General features: G+C 69.9%; 21 protein-coding genes and 2 pseudogenes. 10 read left to right on the forward strand and 13 right to left on the reverse strand.

The genetic code is table 11. The annotated features are described in order from the left end of the window. Positions 1-214: 214 nt before the first annotated feature. Complete coding sequence (locus OG819_RS19150; protein ID WP_266650551.1) at positions 215-811, forward strand: histidine phosphatase family protein; 597 nt, start codon at positions 215-217, stop codon at positions 809-811. Positions 812-831: 20 nt separating this feature from the next. Here OG819_RS19150 and OG819_RS19155 read toward each other — a convergent pair whose 3' ends face one another. Further along, positions 832-2,280, reverse strand: a complete 1,449-nt coding sequence (locus OG819_RS19155) for a hypothetical protein (protein ID WP_266650553.1) — start codon at positions 2,278-2,280, stop codon at positions 832-834. 300 nt (positions 2,281-2,580) lie between these two features. On the opposite strand from OG819_RS19155, the gene OG819_RS19160 reads away from it, so the two are divergent. Continuing rightward, positions 2,581-3,012, forward strand: a complete 432-nt coding sequence (locus OG819_RS19160) for a hypothetical protein (protein ID WP_266624909.1) — start codon at positions 2,581-2,583, stop codon at positions 3,010-3,012. Between the two features lie 75 nt (positions 3,013-3,087). After that, a complete protein-coding gene (locus OG819_RS19165) occupies positions 3,088-4,005 on the forward strand; it encodes a spermidine synthase (protein ID WP_266624908.1) in 918 nt (305 codons plus the stop codon). 105 nt (positions 4,006-4,110) lie between these two features. Here the strand turns inward: OG819_RS19165 and OG819_RS19170 are convergent, their stop codons facing one another. After that, on the reverse strand, positions 4,111-4,638 hold the full coding sequence (locus tag OG819_RS19170; RefSeq protein ID WP_266652741.1) for a hypothetical protein: 528 nt from the start codon (positions 4,636-4,638) through the stop codon (positions 4,111-4,113). Between the two features lie 119 nt (positions 4,639-4,757). On the opposite strand from OG819_RS19170, the gene OG819_RS19175 reads away from it, so the two are divergent. The 3 genes and pseudogenes from OG819_RS19175 (at position 4,758) to OG819_RS19185 (ending at position 8,479) form a co-directional block, all read left to right on the forward strand. Next, positions 4,758-5,459, forward strand: a complete 702-nt coding sequence (locus OG819_RS19175) for a response regulator transcription factor (protein ID WP_266650555.1) — start codon at positions 4,758-4,760, stop codon at positions 5,457-5,459. After that, a complete protein-coding gene (locus OG819_RS19180; protein WP_266650557.1) occupies positions 5,456-6,835 on the forward strand; it encodes a HAMP domain-containing sensor histidine kinase in 1,380 nt (459 codons plus the stop codon). The genes OG819_RS19175 and OG819_RS19180 overlap by 4 nt, the downstream gene beginning before the upstream one ends. Positions 6,836-7,039: 204 nt before the next feature. Next, positions 7,040-8,479 (forward strand): annotated as a pseudogene (locus OG819_RS19185) (cellulose binding domain-containing protein). 17 nt (positions 8,480-8,496) lie between these two features. Here OG819_RS19185 and OG819_RS19190 read toward each other — a convergent pair. After that, positions 8,497-9,228, reverse strand: a complete 732-nt coding sequence (locus OG819_RS19190) for a class I SAM-dependent methyltransferase (protein ID WP_266650559.1) — start codon at positions 9,226-9,228, stop codon at positions 8,497-8,499. A 56-nt stretch (positions 9,229-9,284) separates the two neighbouring features. After that, entirely contained in the window at positions 9,285-10,688 is a 1,404-nt protein-coding gene (locus tag OG819_RS19195) for a transposase (protein ID WP_266650560.1), read from the reverse strand. Positions 10,689-10,861: 173 nt separating this feature from the next. Here OG819_RS19195 and OG819_RS19200 point away from each other — a divergent pair. Beyond that, positions 10,862-11,044: pseudogene (locus OG819_RS19200) on the forward strand (DNA-binding protein); the annotation flags it as partial. A gap of 48 nt (positions 11,045-11,092) precedes the next feature. On the opposite strand, the gene OG819_RS19205 reads toward OG819_RS19200, so the two are convergent. After that, positions 11,093-11,287 carry a DUF397 domain-containing protein gene (locus tag OG819_RS19205; protein ID WP_266650562.1) on the reverse strand — a complete coding sequence of 65 codons (195 nt, stop codon included), beginning with the start codon at positions 11,285-11,287 and terminating at the stop codon, positions 11,093-11,095. Positions 11,288-11,298: 11 nt separating this feature from the next. Beyond that, a complete protein-coding gene (locus OG819_RS19210; RefSeq protein WP_266650568.1) occupies positions 11,299-12,180 on the reverse strand; it encodes a helix-turn-helix transcriptional regulator in 882 nt (293 codons plus the stop codon). Between the two features lie 251 nt (positions 12,181-12,431). Here OG819_RS19210 and OG819_RS19215 point away from each other — a divergent pair, with 251 nt between their 5' ends. Further along, positions 12,432-12,854, forward strand: a complete 423-nt coding sequence (locus OG819_RS19215) for an ATP-binding protein (RefSeq protein ID WP_266650570.1) — start codon at positions 12,432-12,434, stop codon at positions 12,852-12,854. A 99-nt stretch (positions 12,855-12,953) separates the two neighbouring features. Here OG819_RS19215 and OG819_RS19220 read toward each other — a convergent pair whose 3' ends face one another. The 4 genes from OG819_RS19220 to OG819_RS19235 form a co-directional block, all read right to left on the reverse strand. Then, entirely contained in the window at positions 12,954-14,390 is a 1,437-nt protein-coding gene (locus OG819_RS19220) for a GH1 family beta-glucosidase (RefSeq protein ID WP_266650572.1), read from the reverse strand. 151 nt (positions 14,391-14,541) lie between these two features. Continuing rightward, positions 14,542-15,450: a carbohydrate ABC transporter permease gene (locus OG819_RS19225; protein ID WP_266650574.1), complete on the reverse strand. Its 909-nt coding sequence runs from the start codon at positions 15,448-15,450 to the stop codon at positions 14,542-14,544. 12 nt (positions 15,451-15,462) lie between these two features. Continuing rightward, positions 15,463-16,488, reverse strand: coding sequence for a carbohydrate ABC transporter permease (locus OG819_RS19230; protein ID WP_266652743.1), 1,026 nt, complete (start codon positions 16,486-16,488; stop codon positions 15,463-15,465). 5 nt (positions 16,489-16,493) lie between these two features. Continuing rightward, on the reverse strand, positions 16,494-17,825 hold the full coding sequence (locus OG819_RS19235) for an extracellular solute-binding protein (protein WP_266650576.1): 1,332 nt from the start codon (positions 17,823-17,825) through the stop codon (positions 16,494-16,496). 432 nt (positions 17,826-18,257) lie between these two features. Here OG819_RS19235 and OG819_RS19240 point away from each other — a divergent pair, with 432 nt between their 5' ends. Together OG819_RS19240 and OG819_RS19245 are read left to right on the forward strand one after the other, a co-directional pair. Beyond that, on the forward strand, positions 18,258-19,313 hold the full coding sequence (locus tag OG819_RS19240; protein ID WP_266650578.1) for a LacI family DNA-binding transcriptional regulator: 1,056 nt from the start codon (positions 18,258-18,260) through the stop codon (positions 19,311-19,313). A 36-nt stretch (positions 19,314-19,349) separates the two neighbouring features. Next, positions 19,350-20,180, forward strand: a complete 831-nt coding sequence (locus tag OG819_RS19245) for a serine/threonine protein kinase (RefSeq protein WP_266413724.1) — start codon at positions 19,350-19,352, stop codon at positions 20,178-20,180. 2 nt (positions 20,181-20,182) lie between these two features. On the opposite strand, the gene OG819_RS19250 is transcribed toward OG819_RS19245, so the two are convergent. The 3 genes from OG819_RS19250 to OG819_RS19255 all read right to left on the reverse strand — a co-directional run bounded on the left by OG819_RS19250 (position 20,183) and on the right by OG819_RS19255 (position 22,954). Beyond that, positions 20,183-20,698 (reverse strand): GNAT family N-acetyltransferase, encoded by a 516-nt coding sequence (locus OG819_RS19250; protein ID WP_266650580.1) that lies wholly within the window; start codon positions 20,696-20,698, stop codon positions 20,183-20,185. Between the two features lie 451 nt (positions 20,699-21,149). Continuing rightward, positions 21,150-21,386 carry an acyl-CoA carboxylase subunit epsilon gene (locus tag OG819_RS59095; protein WP_353963249.1) on the reverse strand — a complete coding sequence of 79 codons (237 nt, stop codon included), beginning with the start codon at positions 21,384-21,386 and terminating at the stop codon, positions 21,150-21,152. A 14-nt stretch (positions 21,387-21,400) separates the two neighbouring features. Next, on the reverse strand, positions 21,401-22,954 hold the full coding sequence (locus OG819_RS19255) for an acyl-CoA carboxylase subunit beta (protein ID WP_266650582.1): 1,554 nt from the start codon (positions 22,952-22,954) through the stop codon (positions 21,401-21,403). Between the last annotated feature and the right edge of the window lie 66 nt (positions 22,955-23,020).

Genomic DNA, 23,020 nt, shown 5'->3' on the forward strand with positions numbered 1-23,020 from the left:
CGTGACCAGCCGATTGCGGTCCGGTGACGCGACCATCCGATTTTACGGTGTATGTGAACGGCCTAAGGAGGCGCCCCCGGTCGTCAAAGACGCAGAGATCGGCCACCGGGTTGCCCGACGAGCCGGTGAGCGATGATGGAGTCACCCATCCCCCAGGTCCGCGTCTCCTCCTCGTCCCGTACGTCCTTCACGCGAACCGGAAAGGCTTCTCTCCATGGCACCGCGCATCCTGCTGGCCCGGCACGGTCAGACGGAGTGGTCACTGTCCGGCAAGCACACCGGCAGGACCGACATCCCGCTCCTGGAAGAGGGCCGACGCGGCGCCAAGGTGCTGGGGGAGCGACTGCACCGGGCGCCCTTCGACGGGCTCCCCGGCGTCGAGGTGCGCACCAGTCCGCTGGCCCGCGCGCGTGAGACGTGCGAACTGGCCGGCTTCGGCGAGCGTGCCACCACCTGGGACACGCTCATGGAGTGGGACTACGGAGCGTACGAAGGCATGACCCCGCCCGAGATCCAGGCGGTCCGCCCGGGCTGGTTCATCTGGCGTGACGGTGTCCCCGAGGGGGAGACCCTGGATCAGGTCACGGCGCGCGCGGACGAGGTCGTCGCGTGGGCCCGTGCGGAGGACCGGGATGTGCTGGTCTTCGCGCACGGGCACATCCTGCGCTCGATCGGCGCCCGCTGGCTCGGCCTCCCGCTCGACTTCGCGGCCCGTATCCGCCTCAACCCGACCTCGCTGTCGGTGCTCGGCTGGGCTTACGGAGAGCCCGCGATCGAGGCGTGGAACGACTGCGGGCACCTGACCACGTAAGCACCGGCCGGCGGCTGGGATCACGCGATGCGCGGCAGACTCGCGTGGCGCTCGAGGAACGCCGACACACCCGACGCCCGGCGGTGCGGCAGCAGTACGCGCGCGGTGCCCGCCAACATGGTCTGGATACGCGACGACTGGACCTCGCCCAGCAGGTCGAGGACGCGCAGACCCGCGACGGCGGCCTCGTCGGGGCGGCCGCCGCGCGCGAGGTCGTCGGCGAGCTCGGCCGTGTAGAGGGCGATGTTGCGGGTGAAGTGCGGGTCCTGGAGATGCGCGGCGCGCCGGGCGTGCCGGGCCGCGCGGGTCCAGTCGCCCAGCGTCGACCAGCACTGCGCCTCCAGACCCTCCAGTTCGGCCTCTCCGTAGAAGGTCATCCACTCGGGATCGGTCTCCGAGGGGCCGCGCTCGAAGAGCGTCTGTGCGCGGACGAGTGCCTGCTCGCACCCCGGGCGGTCGGCGAGTCCGGCCCAGCCGCCCGCCTCGCGCAGCGCGAGCAGCGACAGCAGCCGCGGGGAGCCGAGCGGGCGCGCCGCGCGCTGTGCCGCCTGCGCCGCGCGCACGGCCTCGCGGGGGCGCCCCGCGTCGCGTGCCAGGAACGCCGTGTTGCAGAAGGCGTGCGCCTCGAGGGCCGGGTCGCCGGCCATCCGGGCGGTCGCCAGCGCCTCGGCGTAGTGCGAGCGCGCGTCGTCGAAGCGCCCGGAGTCGTGTGCCAACCAGCCGACCGAGATCGCCAGTTCACCCGCCCCCGCGTACAGCCGGTCGGCGGTGGTCTGCCGGGTGGTGCCCGCGTCGAGCAGCTCGTAGGCGGTCCGCAGCGGTGCGGCGGCCCGCCGGTAGAGGCCGTCGGCCCCGTGCCGGTCGTCGAGCAGCCGGATCCGGCGGACGGCCTCTTCGAGGGCGCCCGCCTCGGACGTCCCCACCCGGTGGCCACGACGGCCCGCGGCCGCGGCCGGAGCGCCGAAGGCGACCCCGAAGGGGCCCAGTGAGGCAGCCGCCACGGTGGCGGTGCCTCCAGTCATGAATGCGCGACGTTGCACGTCGCTCTCCTCGTGGTTCTCGTGCGTGTCATACGGGTCCTGCGTGTCATACGTCTCGTGCGTCTCCTCCGTCTCACCAGTGGCGTACGTCGGGCTCGTGGTGTGGGGAGGGGGCGCCTCGTCCGTGCCGCGCGCCCCCCGGCCGCGTACGGACGAGCGGGGCGAGAAGCCCAGATCGGTCAGCGTGCGGCCGGGGAACATGTGCAAGAACACCCGTTCGTAGGCGTAGTTGGGGCAGCGGATCTCGCCTGCCTCCACCCGTCCGATGTAGCGCGCGTCACAGCTGACCCGCTCGCCGATCTCGCGCGCGGCCCTCCGCACCGCCGCGGCGAACTCGCCCGGCGAGCGCTGTCCGCGCAGCCGCCGGAAGGCGAGATTCGGCCGTGGTGGCCGGGGGGACTGGGACGAGGTCACCGCTGACGACGCCATGGCCGGGCCCTCTCTTACGAACCGTCGAACCATGCCGGACTCAAGGCGAGTTGTCCGTGTCGTACCGTGTGTCGCCTCGTCCCGGCGGAGCAAGAACGTACCTGCTGTGACGGTGTCGACACGCTTCGTTTGGCTACAAAACGGATATCTCATGCACGATCTGCCATGAACTGCCATCCTTTGCGGCTGTGTTACGCCGTAGCCGTTGACGTTCTGACGCGTTGAGCCCTGTGAACCGGGAGCGCACCCGAACTCCCGACCCGCTCGTGCAGGAGGAGGGGTTCCGTGTTGGAGGCCGGGATGGAGAGCACCGAGTTTCGTACGCCGCTGTCGACCGCCGAGCACAGGCTGTCCCCCGAGTGCGGCGCCCCGCCGGAGCCGGTCGCCGACTGCGACCTCGTGACCGTTCCGGCGCGTCAGGGGCTGGAGGCGGTCGACATCCTCCGCCGCGGCTCCTGCGACTTTGTCGGACCCGTCCTGCACGACGACGGCTGCGACACCCTCGGCTTCCTGGTGCCGCCCGGCACCGCCGACGCCTGGGACGTGCCGGGCAGCACCTGCACCCAGACCAACGGCCGCGGCCTCAGCCTGGTGACCCCCGCGCCCCCGGTCGAGGGCTCGGACTGGCTGCTGCCGCCCGGTGACGCGGATCTCGCGACCGACCCGGCCGTCCTTCGGGCGGCGCTGGGCGAGGCGGCCCGGCTGATCGAGGCCGCGGACAACTGTTGCTGACGCGGTGATCACCGACCGGTCGCCCGCACGGGCCGCCGCTGGCCCGACCTCCCCGTACGCCCTGATAATGGCGGGGTGGGAAGGTCGAGGAACAAGCGGTCCGACGACGCGCGGGGCGCGGCACGTGAAGCGTCGCGCGGTGCGCGCCGCGGGCAGGCGTCCGCCGACGCCGTCGTCGAGACGGTCGAGGGCGGCCTCGCCGAGCTGATACCCGACCGGGACCGCCCGCGCGCCTGGACCCTCCTCATCGACGGCGCGCCCCAGTCCCACGTCGACCTCGACGACCCCGCCCATCTGAGCTTCGAGTACCAGCGCCGCCTCGGCCACGTCATCGACCTCGTGGCCCCGCCCGGCAAGCCCGTGCACGCCGTCCACCTCGGCGGCGGCGCCTTCACCCTGGCCCGCTACACCGCCGCGACCCGCCCCCGCTCCACCCAGCAGGTCGTCGAACGCGACGGGGCCCTCGTCCAACTGGTCCGACGCGAACTCCCCCTGGACCCGAACGCCCGCATCCGGGTGCGCTCCCTGGACGCCCGTGAAGGCCTAGCCAAGGTCCCCGACGGCTGGGCGGACCTGGTGATCGCGGACGTGTTCAGCGGCGCCCGCACACCCGCCCACCTGACCTCGGTCGAGTTCCTCACCGACGTCCGCAGAACCGTCAAACCCGGTGGCCTGTACGCCGCCAACCTCGCCGACGGGCCCCCGCTGGCCCACCTGCGCGGCCAGATCGCCACCGCCGCCACCGTCTTCCCCGAACTCGCCCTCATCGCCGACCCGACGGTCCTGCGCGGCAAACGCTTCGGCAACGCCGTCCTCGTGGCCTCCGACCACCCCCTGCCCCTGGCCGAACTGACCCGCCGAGCGGCCTCGGACCCCCACCCGGCCAGACTCGAACACGGCAAGCAGCTCACCGACTTCACCGGCGGAGCGATACCGGTGCTGGACGCGACAGCGGTCGCATCCCCGGCCCCGCCGGCTTCTGTGTTCCGGTGAGTGTGACGCGCCCCAAAGGGGCGCGGGGCTGTGACATATGCGGCTCCGCCGGGTGGGCGCGCCCAGCTACGAACCACCCGCACCCGACCCGCAGAGCCGGTGCGGCTAGTACGTGCCGATCTCGACCCTCGGCGGCCCGTCGTGCCACGTACAGAACACCGACACCCGATCCGCCCCCGAAGTGAACTCCACCCGAATCCACGTCTCCGTCTTCCACACCTGCATCGACCACCCCGCCCCCGGCGTCGCCGAGACGAGCGTCGCGGAGGTCGCGCCGAGATCGAACGCGGCCCGCCCCCCGTCGGTGTCGTAACTCTTGACCTGCCCAGTCGGCCCGGAGGCGGCCGGACTCGGGTCGGCGGAGGGCGACTTCGAGGGGGCCGCGGTCGCGGACGGCCGAGGACTCGTCGTCGGTTTCGGGGCGGAGGGACTCGGGCTCGCCGACAGCCGACTCGTCGGCGAGACAAGCGGCTTCGTTCTCTGCGTCGTCGCCGTGCCCACCGTGATGGGCAGCGCGCGCGGCGGATCGTACGCCGTACCCGTCATGACCGTGTGGACGCCCCACCACGACAGCGTGACCGCCGCGCCCGTGGCGAGCGACCAAGCCAGTACGTGTACGAATCCTCTGAGCATCGCGGGCCATACTGCCTCACCCGCCCCACGGGTGTCTCCCATGTCATCCGTCAGGACGGCGGCCCGAGTTATCCACAGGCACCGGACCGGCATCGCACAGATGGCGTACGGTGCGGCGCATGGCAAGTGTGCTCGTGGTCGAGGACGACCAGTTCGTACGCAGCGCTCTCATCCGGCATCTGACCGAAGCCGCGCACACGGTGCGCAGTGTCGGCACCGCCCTTGAGGCGCTGCGCGAGGTTGCCCATAACCCCTTCGACGTCGTCATCCTGGACCTCGGACTGCCCGATCTGGACGGGGCCGAGGCCCTGAAGATGCTGCGCGGAATCACCGACGTCCCGGTGATCATCGCCACCGCGCGGGACGACGAGACGGAGATCGTCCGCCTGCTGAACGACGGGGCGGACGACTATCTGACCAAGCCGTTCTCGGTCGAGCACCTGTCCGCGAGGATGGCCGCCGTCCTGCGCCGCGCGCGGGCGACGGGGGACGCGCCCGCCTCGTCGGTCATCCGGGTCGGCGGCCTGGCCATCGACCCGCTGCGCCGCCAGGCCGAGCTGGACGGCGCCCGACTGGACCTCACCCGGCGCGAGTTCGACCTGCTCGCGTTTCTCGCCGGCCGGCCGGGTGTGGTCGTCGCCCGCAAGGAACTGCTCGCCGAGGTGTGGCAGCAGTCGTACGGGGACGACCAGACCATCGACGTCCATCTGTCGTGGCTGCGCCGGAAACTGGGCGAGACGGCGGCGAGGCCGCGCTATCTGCACACGCTGCGCGGGGTCGGCGTGAAGCTGGAACTACCGAGCTCGGAGCCGCCGCGATGAGGTGGGCACTGGTCAAGGTGTGCGTGGCGGTGACCACGATGGTCGTGGTGGCCTTCGCGGTCCCGCTGGGCCTCGTCATCAAGGAGATGGCCAGGGACCGTGCCTTCTCGAACGCCGAGCGGCAGGCCGCGGCCATCGCGCCCGCGCTGTCCATCACCACCGACCGGGAGCAGTTGGAGCGGGTCGTCGCCTCCGCCGGCTCGGACGACGGGATGGCCGTGCACATACCGGCGAGCGACGGCGCCAAGGCGGTCGACATCGGACGACAGCGCGCCGCGGCCAAGGACATCGCGACCACGCGCAGCATCGGCCGGGCCTCCACCGCGGAGGTCCCGGGCGGTTCCATCCTGCTCCAGCCCACCGCGCTGAGCTCAGGCGAGATCGCGGTCGTCGAGGTGTACGTCCCCGAGTCCGAGGTCAGCAACGGGGTCGGCACGGCCTGGGCGGTGCTCGCCGCGGTCGGGGTCGCGCTCATCGTCGGCTCGGTCGCGGTCGCCGACCGGCTGGGAGTACGGATGGTGCAGCCGGCGCAGCGGCTGGTCGAGGGCGCGCATGAACTGGGGGAGGGGAAGCTCGGTGCGAGGGTGCCCGAGGAGGGGCCGACCGAACTGCGGCTGGCGGCGGTGGCGTTCAACTCGATGGCGGATCAGGTCGTACAGCTTCTGGCCAATGAGCGGGAGTTGGCCGCCGACCTCTCCCATCGTCTGCGTACCCCGCTGACCGTGCTGCGGCTCAACACGGCCTCGCTCGGTGACGGGCCGGCCGCCGAGCAGACGCGGGCGGCGGTGGCGCAGTTGGAGCGGGAGGTCGACACGATCATCAGGACGGCCCGGGAGTCCAAGCCGCAGACGGCGGCGGTCATCGGCGCCGGGTGCGACGCGTCGGAGGTCGTCCGCGAGCGGATGGACTTCTGGTCGGCGCTCGCCGAGGACGAGGGGCGCAAGGTGCGGGTGGCGGGAGTGGACCGTCCCGTACGCATACCGGTCGCCCGGGCGGACCTCGTCGCCGCGCTCGACGCACTCCTCGGGAACGTGTTCCGGCACACCCCGGAGGGCACGGCCTTCGCGGTCGACGTGCACAACAGCGAGGACGCGGTGATCGTGCTGGTGTCGGACGCGGGCCCGGGCATCCTGGACCCGGAGGCGGCGATGGCGCGGGGGAAGGGCTCCGGCAACGACGGCTCGACCGGCCTCGGCCTGGACATCGTCCGCCGGCTCGCGGAGACGACGGGCGGGGACGTGCGGATCGGTTCGTCGGTGCTGGGCGGCACCGAGGTGCGGATATGGATCCAGCTGGACGGGCGGGCTCCGGTGCGACGCGGGCACAGGGGATCAGTGCGGCGTCGTAGGCGGGGCATGGGTGTGAGCCGGGTGTGAAGCCCCAATTGGTCTCTACCTTTAACCGTCCCCCATGCCTTCCTTAAGCGCGCCATAAGATCGCCAACGGGCGTCCTGATGAGGCGGTTTGCCCGATTCCGGATCGCTAGCGTGCTGCCGCACCCCACCCTCAGCGAACCGCGAAGGCAGGCACACGCCAAGAGCAGCACGCACCGGCGCAAGGTCAGTGGCAGGAACAAGGCGATAGGCGGGATCGTCGCCGCGGCCGTGGTCGGCGGTGGCGCCTTCCTGTTCTCCGGGACCGCGCTGGCGGCCGGCGTGGGCGCCGCGTACACCAAGACCAGTGACTGGTCGACGGGCTACACCGCGCAGTACGTCATCACCAACGACACCGGCCGGGCGAAGGGGGACTGGACGCTGGAGTTCGACCTGCCGACGGGCGCGGAGCTCAGCTCGCTGTGGAACGGGACGTCGACGGTGAGCGGGCAGCACGTCACCGTGAAGCCGCCGTCCTGGGACAAGGACGGGCTGGCGGCCGGCGAGTCGGTCACTGTCGGCTTCGTCGTGAAAGGCACCGCGGATCCGAAGGGCTGTGTCATCGACGGCGCCAAGTGCTCGGTGGACGACGGCGCGACGCCGGAGCCGAGCGGCCGCCCGACCCAGTCGTCGCCGACCCCCACTCCCACCGCCACGCGGCCCCCCACATCGACCTCGACCCCCACGGCCACCCCCACCTCGACCCCCACGCCCACTCCCTCCGCCTCGGAGACCACCGGCAGTGGCACGACGACCGGTGCGGGCTTCGCGCCGTATGTCGACACCTCCCTCTACCCGGCCTTCGACCTGGTCGGCAGCGCCACGGCCACCGGTGTGAAGGACTACAACCTGGCCTTCATCACCGACGGCGGCGGCTGTACGCCGAAGTGGGGCGGGGTGACCGACCTCGCCAGTGACGGCGTGGCATCGCAGATCGGCGCGTTGCGGGCGAAGGGCGGCGACGTCCGCGTGTCCTTCGGCGGAGCCTCGGGCTCGGAGCTGGCGACGACCTGTGCGTCGGCGGACGCGCTGGCGGCGGCGTACGGGAAGGCCGTGGACGCGTACGACCTGACCAAGGTCGACTTCGACATCGAGGGTGGCGCGCTGCCGAACACGGCCGCGAACACCAACCGGGCGAAGGCGATCGCGAAGCTCCAGCGGCAACACCCCAATCTGGACGTGTCCCTCACCCTCCCGGTCATGCCCGAGGGCCTGACCCAGGACGGCGTGAACCTGCTCTCCGACGCCAAGTCGAACGGCGTGAAGATCTCCGCGGTCAACATCATGGCGATGGACTACGGCCCCGCGTACAGCGGCGACATGGGCACCTACGCCGAGCAGGCCGCCACCGCCACCCAGGCCCAGGTGAAGAGTGTTCTCGGGCTGTCGGACAGCGCGGCGTGGAAGTCCGTCGCCGTCACCCCGATGATCGGCGTCAACGACGTCGCCTCCGAGATCTTCAAGGTCGACGACGCGACCCAACTGGTCGACTTCGCCAAGTCGAAGGGCCTCGGCTGGCTCTCTATGTGATCCGCCACCCGCGACAAGCAGTGCCCCGGCGGCGCGAAGAACTCCGCCGACGCGACCTGCAGCTCGATCGCGCAGGACGCGGGGGCGTTCTCGAAGGCGTTCGGCGCGTACAAGTAATCGACCCCGCCCGGGGGTTACCCGTCGCGGCGGAACAGGGCCGTCCAGAGGAAGGGCTCGCCGAAGAGCCCGGACTCGGGCGGCTCGTCGCGCATGCGGCGCAGTTCGACCTCGGTCAGGTCGGAGAAGACCCAGCGCAGGGACTCGGGCGTGTAGGCGAGTCCGCCGTGCAGCGCGGACTGCTGGTAGAAGGCCTCGTCGGGGAGTTCGCAGCCCATCTCGCCGGCGGCGAAGCAGGTGAGGGCGAGATGGCCGCCCGGGGCGAGGACGCGGTCGAGCAGGGCGAGGTGGCTGATACGGCGGTGCGGCGGCAGATGGTGGAAGCAGCCCGAGTCGTAGATCAGGTCGTAAGGGCCGTCCAGCTCGTCAGGGGTGAGCGCGAACGCGTCGCCGCAGTGGAAGCGGATCTCGGCCCCGGCCTCCCGCGCACGGTCCTCGGCCCAGGCGATGGCCGTCGGGGACAGGTCGACCGCGTCCACCCGGAAGCCCGCGGCGGCCAGGTGAAGGGCGTTGCGCCCCGGCCCGCAGCCCAGATCGAGGGCGCGGCCCGGGGCGATCAGGTTCTCGTCGAGGTATCCGACCAGGTTCTCGTCCGGCTTCGCGACGAAGAACGGTACGGGCTTGGATCGGTCGGCGTAGAAGCCGTCCCACCAGGCGGCGCCGCCGCTCGTCCAGCGGTCGGCCTCCGGCGCGAACAGGCCGTCCAGCAGCTTCACCACATCGTCGATCGTGCGTATGTTCCGGTCCATCCGGTCCCCTTCCGTGATGGGGTGACGGTAGGGCCTAGCAGGCGCGAAAGGCCAGGTCAGGGCAGATGCGCGGAGGGTCGTGAAGGGCCTTTGCGGGAGGTGAGGGGGAGGGCGTGCCCGCCCTGCCGCGGGGTGTCGCCCGCGGTCGGCTCTGCCCCCTTCGAAGGCCACCCTGACGGCAATCTCGGCGGCGCCAAGGCAACTTTGTCAACGACCCGAGACTGAAGTCTCGGGCTTGCACAACGGGCGCCACTGGCTGTGGTGCTGCGTTTGCGTCCTGTCCCACGCCCCGGTTCGGGATGCGGGTCTGGGGCGGTTGACTGCGCCCCGCGTCGCCACAACTCCCGCGCCCTGGCGCGGATGTTGCGGGAGCCGTTCCGGTCTGCGTGATCAACGAATCGGCAGGACCGGCACGCGAACCAGGCCTGCGAGACCCGGTTCGCCTTGTCGATGTGCCCGCATTCGGCGCAGGTGCGGGAGGTGTACGCCGGATCGACGTGCACCACCGGCACCCCTGCCTTGCGGGCCTTGTACGCGATGAACGCTCCCAGCTGGGCGAAGGCCCAGCTGGAGTGGGTGGCCCGTTGGGGCTTTCGAAGCCGTACCCGTTCGCGGATGCCCGTCAGCTCTTCCAGGGCGATTCCGCGACCGGTGCGTTCTGCCTCGGCCACCACATGCTTCGCGATCTTGTGGTTGATGTCTCGTGCGCGCCGCGTCTCCTTGCGCCGCCGTTTCTTCAGTCGGCGCCTGGCGGACGGGGTGTTCTTCTTCTGCAGCTTGGTGCGCAGCGTGCGCTCCCGGGTGCGGATGCGGTTGAGCTCGCGTCCGGCCATGATCTCGCCGTCGGACGTGGTGGCGATGTTGACGATGCCCAGGTCGATGCCAAGGAAGTCCGCCGGATCGGTGTTCAGCGGCGCTTCGGGAACCTCGCAGGTGGCGTTCAGGAACCACATGCCGTCCCGCGACAGCAGATCGGACTCACCCCTGCGGTACAGGGCCAGGACGGCCATCTGCTCCGCTGAGGCGGTGAACGCCACCCCCTTGATCCGCCCGGCGGTCGTCCAGATCGAGATCCGGCGCCGGTCGATCTGCCAGGACAGCATCCGGTCGTCGTAGGGCTGCGCGCCCTCCGGACGGAAGACGACCGGCTTGTCCACCGCCCTGCAGTAGCGCTTCGAGCCCGGCCTGCCCAGGTTCCCGGCCCTCAGGTTGGCCTTCAGCGCGGCGTACGCGTCGCAGGTCTTCTTGATGACGTGCTGGGCGGCCTGCGCCCCCAGCCCCCACCGGGCCTTGATCTCACCGTAGGTGTGCTCGCGCAGTGCGAAGTTGTTCTTCACATCCTTCTCGAACGCCACGCTGCAGGCCCAGGTGGCCGCTTCGTTGCAGGCGCGCAGGGTCGCCTCCAGCGCCGCCGCCTGCACGGGCGTCGGCAGCAGTTTGACCTGCACCACCAGCTTCACGATCACCGAACTTACACACGCGTGCGACTGCCCACCGCACGTTCACTATGCGTCACCCGAACGGGTAAACCCGCCACGGCGCGATGCGGCGCCAGCTCCGCCGGACACGGCACCTGGCCGCTTCGCGGCCGAGCAGACACGAGCGACACCGCGGCGCTCCGCGCCGCGGTCACGAGGATGCGAAGGCTGCCTCGGCCATGCTGATCGGCGCTGGGTTGCATGGCCACAAGTACGCGATCGACGCCGCCGTGGCCGAGATGGCGCTGCGGCAACGCCGCCCGGTGGTCATGCTCACCTCGGACCTCGACGACATGGTCAAGCTGTGCGGGGAGAGGGTCCGCCTCGTCGCAGTGTGAGCGGATGCACTTCTGTGGGATGCCGGGCTGGTATCAGGTGCCTGGGGCTCAGCGACTGAGGTTTCCGGCCTTCACCGCGTGAAGCAGGTTCGCCAGGGCGTGGGGTGTAGCGGTGGCGATGATGGCGGGCTGGTCGCTTTCGCGGAGGTGGATGCGGTCGAAGGTGGGGGTTGCCGCCAGCTCCACGCAGTTGCCTTCGCCGCCGCCGCTGAATGAGGACTTCTGCCAGGTGAGTCGGGCCATCGCGGTTCCTTTCAGAGGGCGTACATGACGTGCTGGATCAGGCTCAGTGAGTCGCGGGACTCATGAGTTTCCGGTGCCGACTGGGGATCGACAGGAGCAAGAGCCAGCTCGGAAAGTCGCTCGAACATTTTGGCGTACTCGTCGAGGTGCTTGCTATCGCCGAGGAAGAGAGAGTTCCGCGGGTGTTCCAGGTAGACCGTGTCCAACGCGTTCGCCACACCTCCGAAGATGGCGAACGAACCGCTGTACGCGGAGTAGCCACCACCCTCGAACGGGAAGATCTGCACGGTCACATTGGGCAGTCGGGAGACCTCGATCAAGCGGAGGAGTTGCCTGCGCATGACCTGAGGGCCGCCGATGAGGGTGTGCAGCGCCGCTTCGTGGATGACTGACCGGTACGTCACGGCCGCATCGCCTTGTAGGACGCGCTGCCGGGCGAGGCGGAACTCGACGTAACGGTCGGCCCGTTGAGGGTTCTCCTCGGTTTCACTGAGGACAGTGCGTGCGTATTCCTCGGTCTGGAGCATGCCGGGGATGAACAGCGGTTCGTGCGTGCGCAGCACAGCAGACCGTGACTCCAGCTCTGCCAGGTTCCGGGCGGTGGGGCCGATCGTGTCGTCGAACTCGTCCCACCAGCCCTTCCCGCTCGCCTGGGCCATGCTCATGAGCTCGTCGAAGTACGGTCCTGCCGGGCAGTGGTATGCGCGGAGCAACTTGTACAGCCGGTTGTGGGAGACATTGAGCCGCCCTGCCTCGATGTGGCTGACCCGAGTGCGCTCGCCCTCCAACAACGCGGCAGCGTCGTCGGTCGACAGGTGAGCGCGCAGCCGGAGTTTGCGCAGCTCCGCGCCCAGACGTCGTTGACGTTCGCTGGGGCTGCTCCGTGGTGGCATGTTCCCTCCCTCTGAACCGTGCGCAGTGTGCCGCGATCACAGGAGTGGCGTCGACCCGTTGCTTCCGATGTCACCCACATGGGTCGTAAGTGGCGTTCACGATTGAACTCAACTCACGGCTGACCGTACCGTCGGAGACGAACTACCCCCCCGCGCCCCGAGGAAGTACCCCCACCCTCACCCCAGTTGAGGCCCCGGACCTGGTCACCGCATGCGCGCGCCCACACCCACCCACACCCGAAGGAGCCCTCATGGAGGACCCCCCACACCCCCTCCCCGCCCCCACCGACGTCTCCCTCGTCTTCCCGCCCCACCCCGTCTGGGTCCGCGCCGCCCGCGAAACCGTCCGTACTCTCCTCGCCGCCTCCCACCGCCCCGAACTCACCGACACCGCAGTGCTGCTGACCTCGGAAGCCGTCACCAACGCCATCAACGCCTGCGTCGGCAAGGACTGCACCAACCCCGTGACCCTCTACGCCGGCTGGACCGCCCCCCACCGTCTCCGCGTCCTCGTGCACGACGAAGCCCCGGGCCTGCCCACCTGCCGTACCCCCACCCCCGACGCCGAAGACGGCCGCGGCATACAGCTCATCTCGTACGGCTCCGACGCCTGGGGCGTGTGCACGCACGGCCCGGGGCCGGGCAAGGCCACTTGGTTCGAGCTCGGGCGTTGATCGGGCGGCACGCGCACGCGATACGCGACGGGGGCGCGGCACCCCCCCAGGCGCCGCGCCCCCTCCCCCCGCTCCCCCCGGACAAAGGAACCAAATGACCTACTCGGCGTCGGCCGACGCCGCCGGCGGCAGCGACCCCGTCCGTGCCACCTTCCCGTACCAGTGCGCGCTCGACTTGGGCGTACGGCTCAGGGTCGCGTAGTCGACGTACACCGCCCCGAACCGCTTGCCGTAGCCGTACGCCCACTCGAAGTTGTCCATCAGGGACCAGAGGTAGTAGCCCCGTACGTCCGCGCCGTCGGCGATCGCACCGCGGACCGCCGCCAGGTGGCCGTGCAGGTACGCGATGCGCTCGGGGTCGTGGACGCGGCCCTCCGGGTCCGGCTTGTCGTCGTAGGCCGCGCCGTTCTCCGTGATGTACAGCGGCAGACCCGGGACCTCCCGCGAGTAGCGCATGATCAGGTCGTGCAGGCCGGTCGGGTCGATCGTCCAGCCCATCTCCGTACGCTCGCCGGGAGTCTGGTGGAAAGCGACACCGTCCGCACCCGGCCACGGCGAGTAGGCACTCGCTCCGTGGCCGTCCGGGCGAGGGCCGTCGGACGATTCCGAAGCCGCCGACACCAGCGTCGGGGTGTAGTAGTTCAACCCCAGCGCGTCGAGCGGCTGCTTGATCACCGCGAGGTCGCCGTCCAGGACGTACGACCAGTCCGTGATCGAGGAGGTCTCCGCGAACAGGCCTTCCGGGTAGGCACCGTGCAGCATCGGACCGTGGAACACGCCGTTGGCCAGGTTGTCGATGCGCCGGACCGCCGCCAGATCCGCCGGGGACGGAGAAAGGGGCCTGACCACCGACGAGTTCAGGCTGACCGCGACCGTGTTGCGGGCCGGCATCGCGGACCTCAGCGCGGTGGTGCCCAGGCCGTGCGCCAGGTTCAGATGGTGGGCCGCCTTGAGCGACGCCGCCGCGTCCGTACGGCCCGGCGCGTGCACACCCGAGCCGTAGCCCAGGAACGCGCTGCACCAGGGCTCGTTGAGGGTGATCCACTGCTCGACACGGTCACCCAGTGCCTCGCCCACGATCTGCGCGTACTCCGCGAAACGAAACGCCGTGTCGCGCTCCGGCCAGCCACCCGCGTCCTCCAGCTCCTGCGGGAGGTCCCAGTGGTAGAGCGTGATGGCCGGCTTGATGCCGTGCGAGAGCAGCTCGTCGACGAGGTTGCGGTAGAAGTCCAGGCCCCGCTGGACCGCGGGGCCGCGACCCGTCGGCTGCACCCGGGACCAGGAGATCGAGAAGCGGTACGCGGACAGGCCCAGCTCCGCCATCAGGGCCACGTCGTCGCGGTAGCGATGGTAGTGGTCGACAGCGATGTCACCGGTCTCGCCACCGGCCGTCTTGCCCGGCGTGTGGCTGAAGGTGTCCCAGATGGAGGGCGTACGGCCGTCCTCCCGTACCGCCCCCTCGATCTGGTACGCGGAGGTCGCCGCGCCCCAGAGGAAGGCGGGGGGAAAGGTCACGGGCGATGCGGACTCAGGCATGGAAGCGCTCCCATAGGAGGTCGTGGAGACCGACGGAAATGAAGAGGGGGAGGGAAGAGGGGAGAAGAAGAGAAGAGGGGAGGGAAGAGAGGGGGGAGGAGGGGCCATGACCGTGGTGGCCCGGCCCCCCTCTCCCGCCGGCGAAAAGAGGTCAGCCCTTGACGGCGCCCTGCATGATGCCGCCGACGATCTGCTTGCCGAACAGGGCGAAGACGAAGAGCAGCGGCAGCGTGCCGAGCAGCGCGCCCGCCATGATCAGGGACTGGTCGGGAGTGAAGCCGCGGCCGAGGCCCGCGACCGCGACCTGCACGGTCGGGTTGCCGGTCTGGGTGAGCACGAGGAACGGCCACAGGAAGTCGTTCCACGTCTGCACGAACACCAGCATGCCGAGCACCGCCATGGCGGGCCGGGCGGCCGGGAACACCACGTGCCAGATCACCCGCCAGCTGCTCGCGCCGTCGACACGGGCCGCCTCGATCAGCTCGTCCGGCAGTGCCTGGATCAGGTACTGCCGCATGAAGAACACCCCGAACGCGCTCACCAGCGACGGGAAGATCACCGCCTGCAGCTGGTCGGTCCAGTCGAGCTTGGCGACCATCATGTAGAGCGGGATCACACTGAGCTGTGGCGGCACCATCATCGTGCCGACGACGATCAGCATCAGGGCGCCGCGGCCCTTGAAGCGCAGTTTGGCGAAGGCGAATCCGGCGAGGGTGGACAGGAAGACCACGGTCACCGCCGAAACACCCGCCACGAACGTGGTGTTGACGAAGGCCTCGCCCAGATTGGCCTCCGTCCAGGCGACGTCGAGGTTGTGGAAGAGGTTCGAGCCGAACCAGAAGGGCGGCGGGGACTGCGCCAGCCGGTTGGTGTCGCGGGAGGCGGCGATCGCGGTCCACACCAGCGGGCCCAGCGAGCCGAAGGTGAACAGTGCGAGGATGACGTACGCGAGGGGCCCCGCGTGCATCTGTCCGCCCGCGCGTGCCGACTTGGGGCGCCGCAGACGTTTCGGCGGTTCGGGTACCGCGTCCGCCGGGGGTTTCGTCAGGGTCGTCGTCACGGCCGGTTCTCCTTAACTACTGGCGCGCAGCCGGCGCGAGATGACGTAATTGACGATCCCGATCACGATGAGGATCAGGAACATCGTCCAGGCGATCGCGGAGGCGCGGCCCAGGTGCTGGTTGACCCAGCCCTGCTCGTAGAGGTACAGGCCGAGTGTCTGGAACTGGTGCTCGGCACCGCCGGACGCGCCCTTGTTGGCGTCGAACAGCAGTGGCTCGCCGAAGACCTGACTTGCTCCGATGGTCGAGACGACGACGGTGAACAGGATCGTCGGCCGCAGCGACGGCAGGGTCACATGGAAGAACTGCTGCCAGCGGTTGGCCCCGTCGAGGGCCGCCGACTCGTACAGGTCGTGCGGGATCGCCTGCATCGCCGCCAGGTAGATCAGCGCGTTGTAGCCGGTCCAGCGCCAGATGACGATCGTCGAGACGGCGATCTGGGAGGGCCACTTGTCGTTCTGCCAGTCGATCTTGTCGAAACCGATGGCGTGCAGCGCCCAGTTGATCATGCCGTAGTCGCGACCGAAGAGCAGCACGAACACGAGCGAGGCGGAGGCGATCGACGTCGCGTACGGCGCGAGCATCATGACCCGGTAGAAGATCGAGCCGCGCAGCTTGTAGTTGAGGATGTGGGCGAGGCCCATCGCCATCAGCAGCTGCGGGACGGTCGAGATGATCCCGATGGTCAGGGTGTTCTTCGCCGCGTTCCAGAAGAAGTCGTCGTCGAAGATGCGGGTGTAGTTGCGCAGGCCCGCCCACTGCATGTCGGTGGGCGCCGTCAGCTCCACCGTGTGCAGCGAGGCCCAGCCCGTGTAGATCAGCGGGAACAGGCCGAACGCGAGGAACAGCAGGAAGAACGGTGAGACGAACGCGTACGGGCTCCACCGCAGGTCCCGCTGCCAGCGGCGGGACAGTCGGGCCCGGCGCCGCCGGTCCTTCTCGTCGGGCTCGGCGGATACGGCGTCGGCGGGCGGACGGCCCGGGGCCGCGCCCCCCTCCTCGGCGGGGGGCGCGGCGGTGTCGTGCCGGGTGGCCATACCGGTCACTTCTCGAGGTTGTTGTCGATGGTCTTGGTGGCCGTGTTCCAGGCCTCCGCGGCCGACTTGCCCTTGGTGACGAGGATGACGCCGTTGTCGGTCAGACCCTGCTGGATGATCTGGTCCTTCGGGCCGATCACCTGGGTCGGGATGGCCTTGGCGGCCTCGGCGAAGACCTTGCCGATCGGTGTGTCACCGGTCATCGTGTTCTTCGCGTCGGTCACCTGGGGCAGGCTGTAGGCACCGGGTGCGCTCGGGAAGCTGCCCTGCACGTTGAACAGCTTGGCCTGCTGGGCGGGTGCGGTCAGCCAGGTGACCAGCTTCTCGGCCTCCGTGACGTGCTTGCCGCTCTTGGGCACGGTCAGGAAGGTGCCGCCCCAGTTGCCGGACTTGGGCGCGGCGGCCACGTCCCACTTGCCCGCGGCGTCCGGCTTCGACTTGCCCTTGAGGTAGCCGAGCATCCACGGCGGGCAGGCCACCGCGGCGAACTTGCTGTTGGCGATCGTCGTGTCCCAGGCCGGCTGGAACTGCGTCTGCGCGCCGACCAGCCCCTCCGAGGCGGCCTTCGCGGTCAGGTCGAAGGCGCTCTTGATGGCCGGGTTCGTCTTGTAGATGACCTTGCCGGAGGAGTCGTAGAACTTCTCCTGCTCACTGCTGATGACCGCGTTGAGCAGACCACCGGGGGAGTCCATGAAGGTGGTGCCGCTGGGCGCCTTCTTCTTGTACGTCTCGCCGGCGGCGACGAGCTTGCTCCAGTCGCCCGCCCACAGCTGCCCGACCTTGTCACGGTCGGTGGGCAGGCCGGCCTGCTGGAAGAGGTCCTTGCGGTAGCAGATCGCCATCGGGCCGATGTCGGTGCCGAGTCCTATCGTCTGGCCGTCCTTGGTGGTGGCCTGCTGCCACTTCCAGTCCAGCCAGTTGCTCTTGCTCACCCCCGAGACCTTGGACAGGTCCACGAGCTTGCTCGCCTGGGTCCCCACGACCTCGGCGATGTTGCCGACTTCGACGGCCTGCACGTCCTGCAGACCGCTGTTGGTGGTGAGGTGGTTGACCAGCGCCGGGTAGTAGTTCTCGTTGCGCTCGACGACATTCTCGGCGATCTTGATGTTCGGGTTGAGCTTCTCGTACTCGGCGTAGAGGCCGGCCTCCTTGAATCCCTGGGTGCCGAAGAGACCCAGGGTGATCGTGGTCTTGCCCTTGCCTCCGCCCGTGTCGCCGCTGCTCCCATCGCTGCTTCCACCACTGTCGTCGGCACAGCCGGCCAGCAGCCCTGTGGTCAGCGCGGCGACGGCCGCGAGGGCCCCCAGACTGCGGGACCGACGGGTGATCGTGCGCATTGCGTCCTCCTGTTGCCTGACGTGCCGACCCCCCGGCCAACTGCACTGTTGGGCCCGTTGTTTCTCGCTGCGGCTCGGGCGGGGAACGTGCGGGATGTGTATGTGTCAGGTACCGTGGGAGCGCTCCCACAGGTGATGTGTTGAAGAGTCGTCGGTTCGCGCGGGGGTGTCAAGGGAGCCGACGCGGAGAGATGCGTTCAGTTATCGGCCTGTTAGCTAACTCCGGGGGGCGGCCGCGAGGGGGTGCCGCGAACGGTTGAAGTGGCTCGTGTCAGTGGGGTATTGGCCCCGGCGGGACGGTCGGCCGGCGGCCCCTGGCCGGGATCGGCGCGCAACCTCGTCCACGTACGGGTTGCCGGGGTCACGCTGGTGATCGGGACTGTTAGATTCCAGGCCAGTCGCGGAGCGCGCGATGTCGACGGGAGGCGGACCATGGCAAGCCACGGAGCGCGGGGCCGGGGAGGCGGCCGGCCGACCTTGGAAGAGGTCGCGGCACGCGCGGGCGTGGGCCGCGGCACGGTGTCCCGGGTGATCAACGGCTCCCCGAGGGTCAGCGACGCGACCCGCGCGGCCGTCGAGGCGGCGGTCGCCGAACTCGGCTACGTCCCGAACACGGCGGCACGCGCCCTCGCCGCCAACCGCACGGACGCGATCGCCCTCGTCGTCCCTGAGCCCGAGACCCGCTTCTTCGCGGAACCGTACTTCTCGGACATGCTGCGCGGTGTCGGCGCGGAGCTCTCCGACACCGAGATGCAGCTGCTGCTGATCTTCGCGGGCAGCGACCGGGAGCGGCAGCGCCTCGCCCAGTATCTGGCCGCGCACCGCGTCGACGGCGTACTCCTCGTCTCCGTCCACGCCGACGACCCGCTGCCCGACCTCCTCTCCCAGCTGGAGATCCCGGCCGTGATCAGCGGTCGCCGCTCGGCGGACGAGACTCTGCCGTCCGTGGACTCCGACAACTACGGCGGAGGCCGCATGGCCGTCGAGCACCTGATCGCCCGGGGACGTCAGAGGATCGTCCACCTGGCGGGCCGCCTCGACGTCTTCGGTGCCCAGCGCCGTGTCGACGGCTACCGCGAGGGCCTGCGCGCGGCCGGACGCGAGGTGGGCGACCGGCTGATCGCCCCGGGCGACTTCACCGAGGAGGGCGGCCGGCGCGCGATGACCGAGCTGCTCGCCCGCTGCCCGGACCTGGACGCGGTGTTCGCGGGCTCGGACGTGATGGCGGCGGGCGCCCGCCAGGTCCTGCGCGAGGTGGGCCGCCGCATACCCGACGACGTGGCGCTCGTCGGGTACGACGACTCCGCCATCGCCCGCCACATGGACCCGCCCCTGACGAGCGTGCGCCAGCCGATCGAGGAGATGGGCCGCGCCATGATCGACCTGCTGCTCGGGGAGATCGCCGACCGCCGCCCCGCGGTCTCGCGCGGTCTGGAGAAGCGACAGGTCGTGCTGCCGTCCGAACTGGTGGTACGGGCCTCGTCCTGACGCGCGGAAAGGCTTCGATAGGGCAATCTGATCGGTATGGTCCTCCATCCGTTGCTCGGAGTCGATGAAGTGCCCGCCATGGAGCCCTACCTGGGCAGGGTGGGGGAGGTGTTCCAAGCGTTCCGGGAGCAGGACTCGGGATGCGTGTCGTACGGCGTCCGGCTGCTCGACGGGGCGCGCTGGTTCGTCAAGGAGGCGGTGACCGACCGCGGCCGGCGCTCGCTCGAACGGGCCTGGGCCTTCCACCGGGCCGTACGGCACCGGGCGATCGTCCCGCAGGTCCACCGCATCGCCGTGGGGCGCGGCGGCGCGGCGGTGGTGATGCCCTGGCGGGAGGGCGAGGTGCTGTACCCGGCCATGCTGGGCGGACCGCGCGACCGTACGGGCCCGGGCACCCCCATGGCCCGCTTCCGCGCCCTGCCGACCTCCCTCGTCCTGGCCGCCTTCGAACGGGTGCTCGACGCCCATCTCGCGGTGGAGCTCGCCGGGCATGTCGCGGTCGACTTCTACGACGGCGCACTGCTGTACGACTTCAGGGGCGACGTCGTCCATCTGGTCGACCTCGACGAGTACCGGCCGGGCCCGTTCGTGGTCGAGGAGGAGCGCCTGCCGGGTTCGCGCCGGTTCATGGCCCCCGAGGAGTTCGTGTGCGGGGCCGTGATCGACACCCGTACGACCGTCTTCACGCTCGGCCGCACCGCCCGGCTCCTCCTGGACGCGGGGGACGAGGAACGCGCCTGGCGGGGCACCCCGGCCCAGCAGGCGGTGATCGTCCGGGCGACCCGGTCCGAACCCGAGGAACGCTTCGAGGACGTCCATCGGTTCGCCGACGCGTGGCGGGCCGCGGGCCGCTCGCACACCGGCTGAGGTCACCGCCGTAGCGGCAGCTCCCACCGGACTTCGCCGTCCTGGTACCGGTCGGTCGGGCTCAGCCCGGCCGCCGCGGCGACGGCCGCGGAGGCCCGGTGGCCGGGGTGGATGTGCGCGACGACGGTACGGATGCCGGCCTCCTCGCCCAACCGGCCGACCAGCCCCCGTGCCGCCTCCCCGGCGAACCCACGCCCCTGCCAGGGCGTGCCCACCACCCAGGCGATCTCCGCGACCTCTCCGGTGACCGTCGCCTGGACCGTACCCACGAGACATCCCTCCTCGCGCAGCCGCAGCACCCAGTTGCACCAGACGACGGCCGGGTCGGGGGAGCCCGCGACGAGACGTTCATAGCGTGAACGCAAGGCCTCGGGAGTGGCGGGTGCGCCGCCGATGAACGCGTGCAGCGCCGGGTCGGACAACACCTCGGCCATTTCCCCGGCGTGTTCGACGCGGAGGGGGAGGAGACCGAGGCGGGCGGTGCGCAGGGTGTGGGCGGGCAGGTGGGGTGGGGGCATTGGGTGAGCCTAGAGGGCGCATCGGACACGCACGGACTCGGCCGTACGGCCGCACGCAGCCAGGACTCTTCCACGCCGAGCGCGGTGGCGGCCTCCGAGTAGCTGTGGAGGGAGATCAGGACGCGTGTGTCTGGGGCCGAGGCAACTCTCCTTGCGTTGTGTCGCCGCAGCTTCCATTGCCACTCACGGTTTGGAGGGGCCGGAGCAAGCTGGTAAAGCGCTATCCGCTGGGGTGCGACATCGCCGTCGACTTGCCGTAATGTCCCGTGATCGTTGGCACTGCGTCACGGAGAGGCGCTGACCGCGGTCGGTGAAGAGGCGACAGTGATCGGCGCGTCTTCGTCCACCGTTGAAATATGGACCGATCCGACGCTTCGGAAGCTGCGGGCAGAGCTGCAGCGGATGCAGCGCCGGCCCGTAGCCTCACGTGCCCACGCCTCGCCATAGCGGTTCAACCCGTGGCATTCCCGCGACCTGGCCAAGCACGCGGGTCGGCGTAGGCCTGGCGGCGCTCCGGCCTGCGCCAGCTTGCCGCCAGGCGCGGTTTGCTGGTCGGTCCCGGCGGCTGCACGCTTGATGTGCTGTTTCGGATCCGCACCACGGCCATCAGTGCCGCGAGCTCTTCGGGGCTCGGAAATCCCCGGTGCACGCGTACGGTTCGCGGGCCCGCTTCCGCCTTCCGGCTCATCTTGGGCTCCTCTGCTACTGCGGCGGGTTGCCGTGCTTGCGGCTTGGCAGGTCGGTGGATTTGGCGGCAAGCATGGCCACCGCTCGACCGAGTACTTGGCGGGTGTTGCGTGGGTCGATGACATCGTCAATCAGTCCGCGCTCAGCCGCGTAGTACGGATGGACCAGTTCGTTCTTGTATTCCTTGATCTTCTGCTGGCGCATCGCCTCCGGATCTGTGGCGGTGGAGATCTCTCGGCGGAACACAACGTTGGCTGCTCCCTCGGCACCCATCACGGCAATTTCGTTGGTCGGCCAGGCCAACGCGATGTCCGCGCCGATCGACCGGGAGTCCATCACGATGTATGCGCCGCCGTACGCCTTGCGCAGGATCAAGGAGACCCGCGGAACCGTGGCGTTGCAGTATGCGTACAGCAGCTTCGCGCCGCGTCGGATGATGCCTTCGTGTTCCTGGTCGACCCCGGGCAGGAAGCCCGGCACGTCCACCAGCGTCACCAACGGGATGTTGAAGGAGTCGCAGAACTGTACAAACCGTGCCGCCTTTTCACTGGCGTTGATGTCCAGGACCCCTGCCATGGAGGCCGGCTGATTGGCGACGATGCCCACCACCTGACCGTTGAGGCGGGCCAGCGCGCAGATGACGTTGGTGGCCCAGGCGGCGTGGATTTCCATGAAGTCGCCTTCATCGACGATCTCTTCGACCACCTTGCGCATGTCGTACGAGCGGTTGCCGTCCGCCGGAACCAGATCGAGCAGAGCATGTCCGCTCCGGTCGGCAGGGTCCACACTCTGCACGACGGGCGGCAGTTCGCGGTTGTTCTGCGGGAGCATCGACAGCAGGTAGCGGACCTCGGCGAGGCAGGTCTCCTCGTCGGCGTAGGCGAAGTGCGCCACGCCCGAGGTCTCGGCGTGCACATCCGCGCCGCCCAGCCCGTTCTGAGTGATCTCCTCGCCGGTGACCGCCTTGACCACGTCAGGGCCTGTGATGAACATCTGCGAGGTCTCGCGGACCATGAACACGAAGTCCGTCAGCGCCGGGCTGTAGGCGGCGCCGCCCGCGCACGGGCCGAGCATCACGGAGATCTGCGGGATCACCCCCGACGCGCGGGTGTTGCGCTGGAAGATGCCGCCGTAGCCGGCCAGCGCGCTGACGCCCTCCTGGATACGGGCGCCGGCGCCGTCGTTCAGCGAGACCAGTGGGGCCCCGGCCGTGATGGCCATGTCCATGATCTTGTGGATCTTCGTGGCGTGCGCCTCGCCCAGCGCACCGCCGAAGATCCGGAAGTCGTGCGCGTACACGAAGACCGTCCGGCCCTCGACCTTGCCCCAGCCGGTGATCACACCGTCGGTGTACGGCCTCTTCGCCTCCAGGCCGAACCCGGTCGCCCGGTGCCGACGCAACTGCTCGACCTCCTGGAACGAGCCCGGGTCCAGCAGCAGCTCGATGCGCTCGCGTGCCGTCAGCTTGCCCTTGGCGTGCTGCGCCTCGGTCGCCTTCGGATTCGGGCCGCCATACGCCTCCCCCTTGATCCTCTTGAGCTCGTTCAGCCGGTTCACGGTCTCGGCCAATGGCTGCGTGGTCAACTTGGTGCCCCCAACTACTTGTCGGTCAACTACTTGTCGGTTCCCATAGCA

The organism is Streptomyces sp. NBC_01549 (assembly GCF_026339955.1).
Classification (GTDB): domain Bacteria; phylum Actinomycetota; class Actinomycetes; order Streptomycetales; family Streptomycetaceae; genus Streptomyces.

Coding starts and splice junctions, on each gene's coding strand:
- OG819_RS19150 (WP_266650551.1), top strand. CDS start 215: ATGGCACCGCGCATCCTGCTGGCCCGGCACGGTCAGACGGAGTGGTCA.
- OG819_RS19155 (WP_266650553.1), bottom strand. CDS start 2,280: ATGGCGTCGTCAGCGGTGACCTCGTCCCAGTCCCCCCGGCCACCACGG.
- OG819_RS19160 (WP_266624909.1), top strand. CDS start 2,581: ATGGAGAGCACCGAGTTTCGTACGCCGCTGTCGACCGCCGAGCACAGG.
- OG819_RS19170 (WP_266652741.1), bottom strand. CDS start 4,638: ATGCTCAGAGGATTCGTACACGTACTGGCTTGGTCGCTCGCCACGGGC.
- OG819_RS19175 (WP_266650555.1), top strand. CDS start 4,758: ATGGCAAGTGTGCTCGTGGTCGAGGACGACCAGTTCGTACGCAGCGCT.
- OG819_RS19180 (WP_266650557.1), top strand. CDS start 5,456: ATGAGGTGGGCACTGGTCAAGGTGTGCGTGGCGGTGACCACGATGGTC.
- OG819_RS19190 (WP_266650559.1), bottom strand. CDS start 9,228: ATGGACCGGAACATACGCACGATCGACGATGTGGTGAAGCTGCTGGAC.
- OG819_RS19205 (WP_266650562.1), bottom strand. CDS start 11,287: ATGGCCCGACTCACCTGGCAGAAGTCCTCATTCAGCGGCGGCGGCGAA.
- OG819_RS19210 (WP_266650568.1), bottom strand. CDS start 12,180: ATGCCACCACGGAGCAGCCCCAGCGAACGTCAACGACGTCTGGGCGCG.
- OG819_RS19215 (WP_266650570.1), top strand. CDS start 12,432: ATGGAGGACCCCCCACACCCCCTCCCCGCCCCCACCGACGTCTCCCTC.
- OG819_RS19220 (WP_266650572.1), bottom strand. CDS start 14,390: ATGCCTGAGTCCGCATCGCCCGTGACCTTTCCCCCCGCCTTCCTCTGG.
- OG819_RS19230 (WP_266652743.1), bottom strand. CDS start 16,488: ATGGCCACCCGGCACGACACCGCCGCGCCCCCCGCCGAGGAGGGGGGC.
- OG819_RS19235 (WP_266650576.1), bottom strand. CDS start 17,825: ATGCGCACGATCACCCGTCGGTCCCGCAGTCTGGGGGCCCTCGCGGCC.
- OG819_RS19240 (WP_266650578.1), top strand. CDS start 18,258: ATGGCAAGCCACGGAGCGCGGGGCCGGGGAGGCGGCCGGCCGACCTTG.
- OG819_RS19245 (WP_266413724.1), top strand. CDS start 19,350: ATGGTCCTCCATCCGTTGCTCGGAGTCGATGAAGTGCCCGCCATGGAG.
- OG819_RS19250 (WP_266650580.1), bottom strand. CDS start 20,698: ATGCCCCCACCCCACCTGCCCGCCCACACCCTGCGCACCGCCCGCCTC.
- OG819_RS59095 (WP_353963249.1), bottom strand. CDS start 21,386: ATGAGCCGGAAGGCGGAAGCGGGCCCGCGAACCGTACGCGTGCACCGG.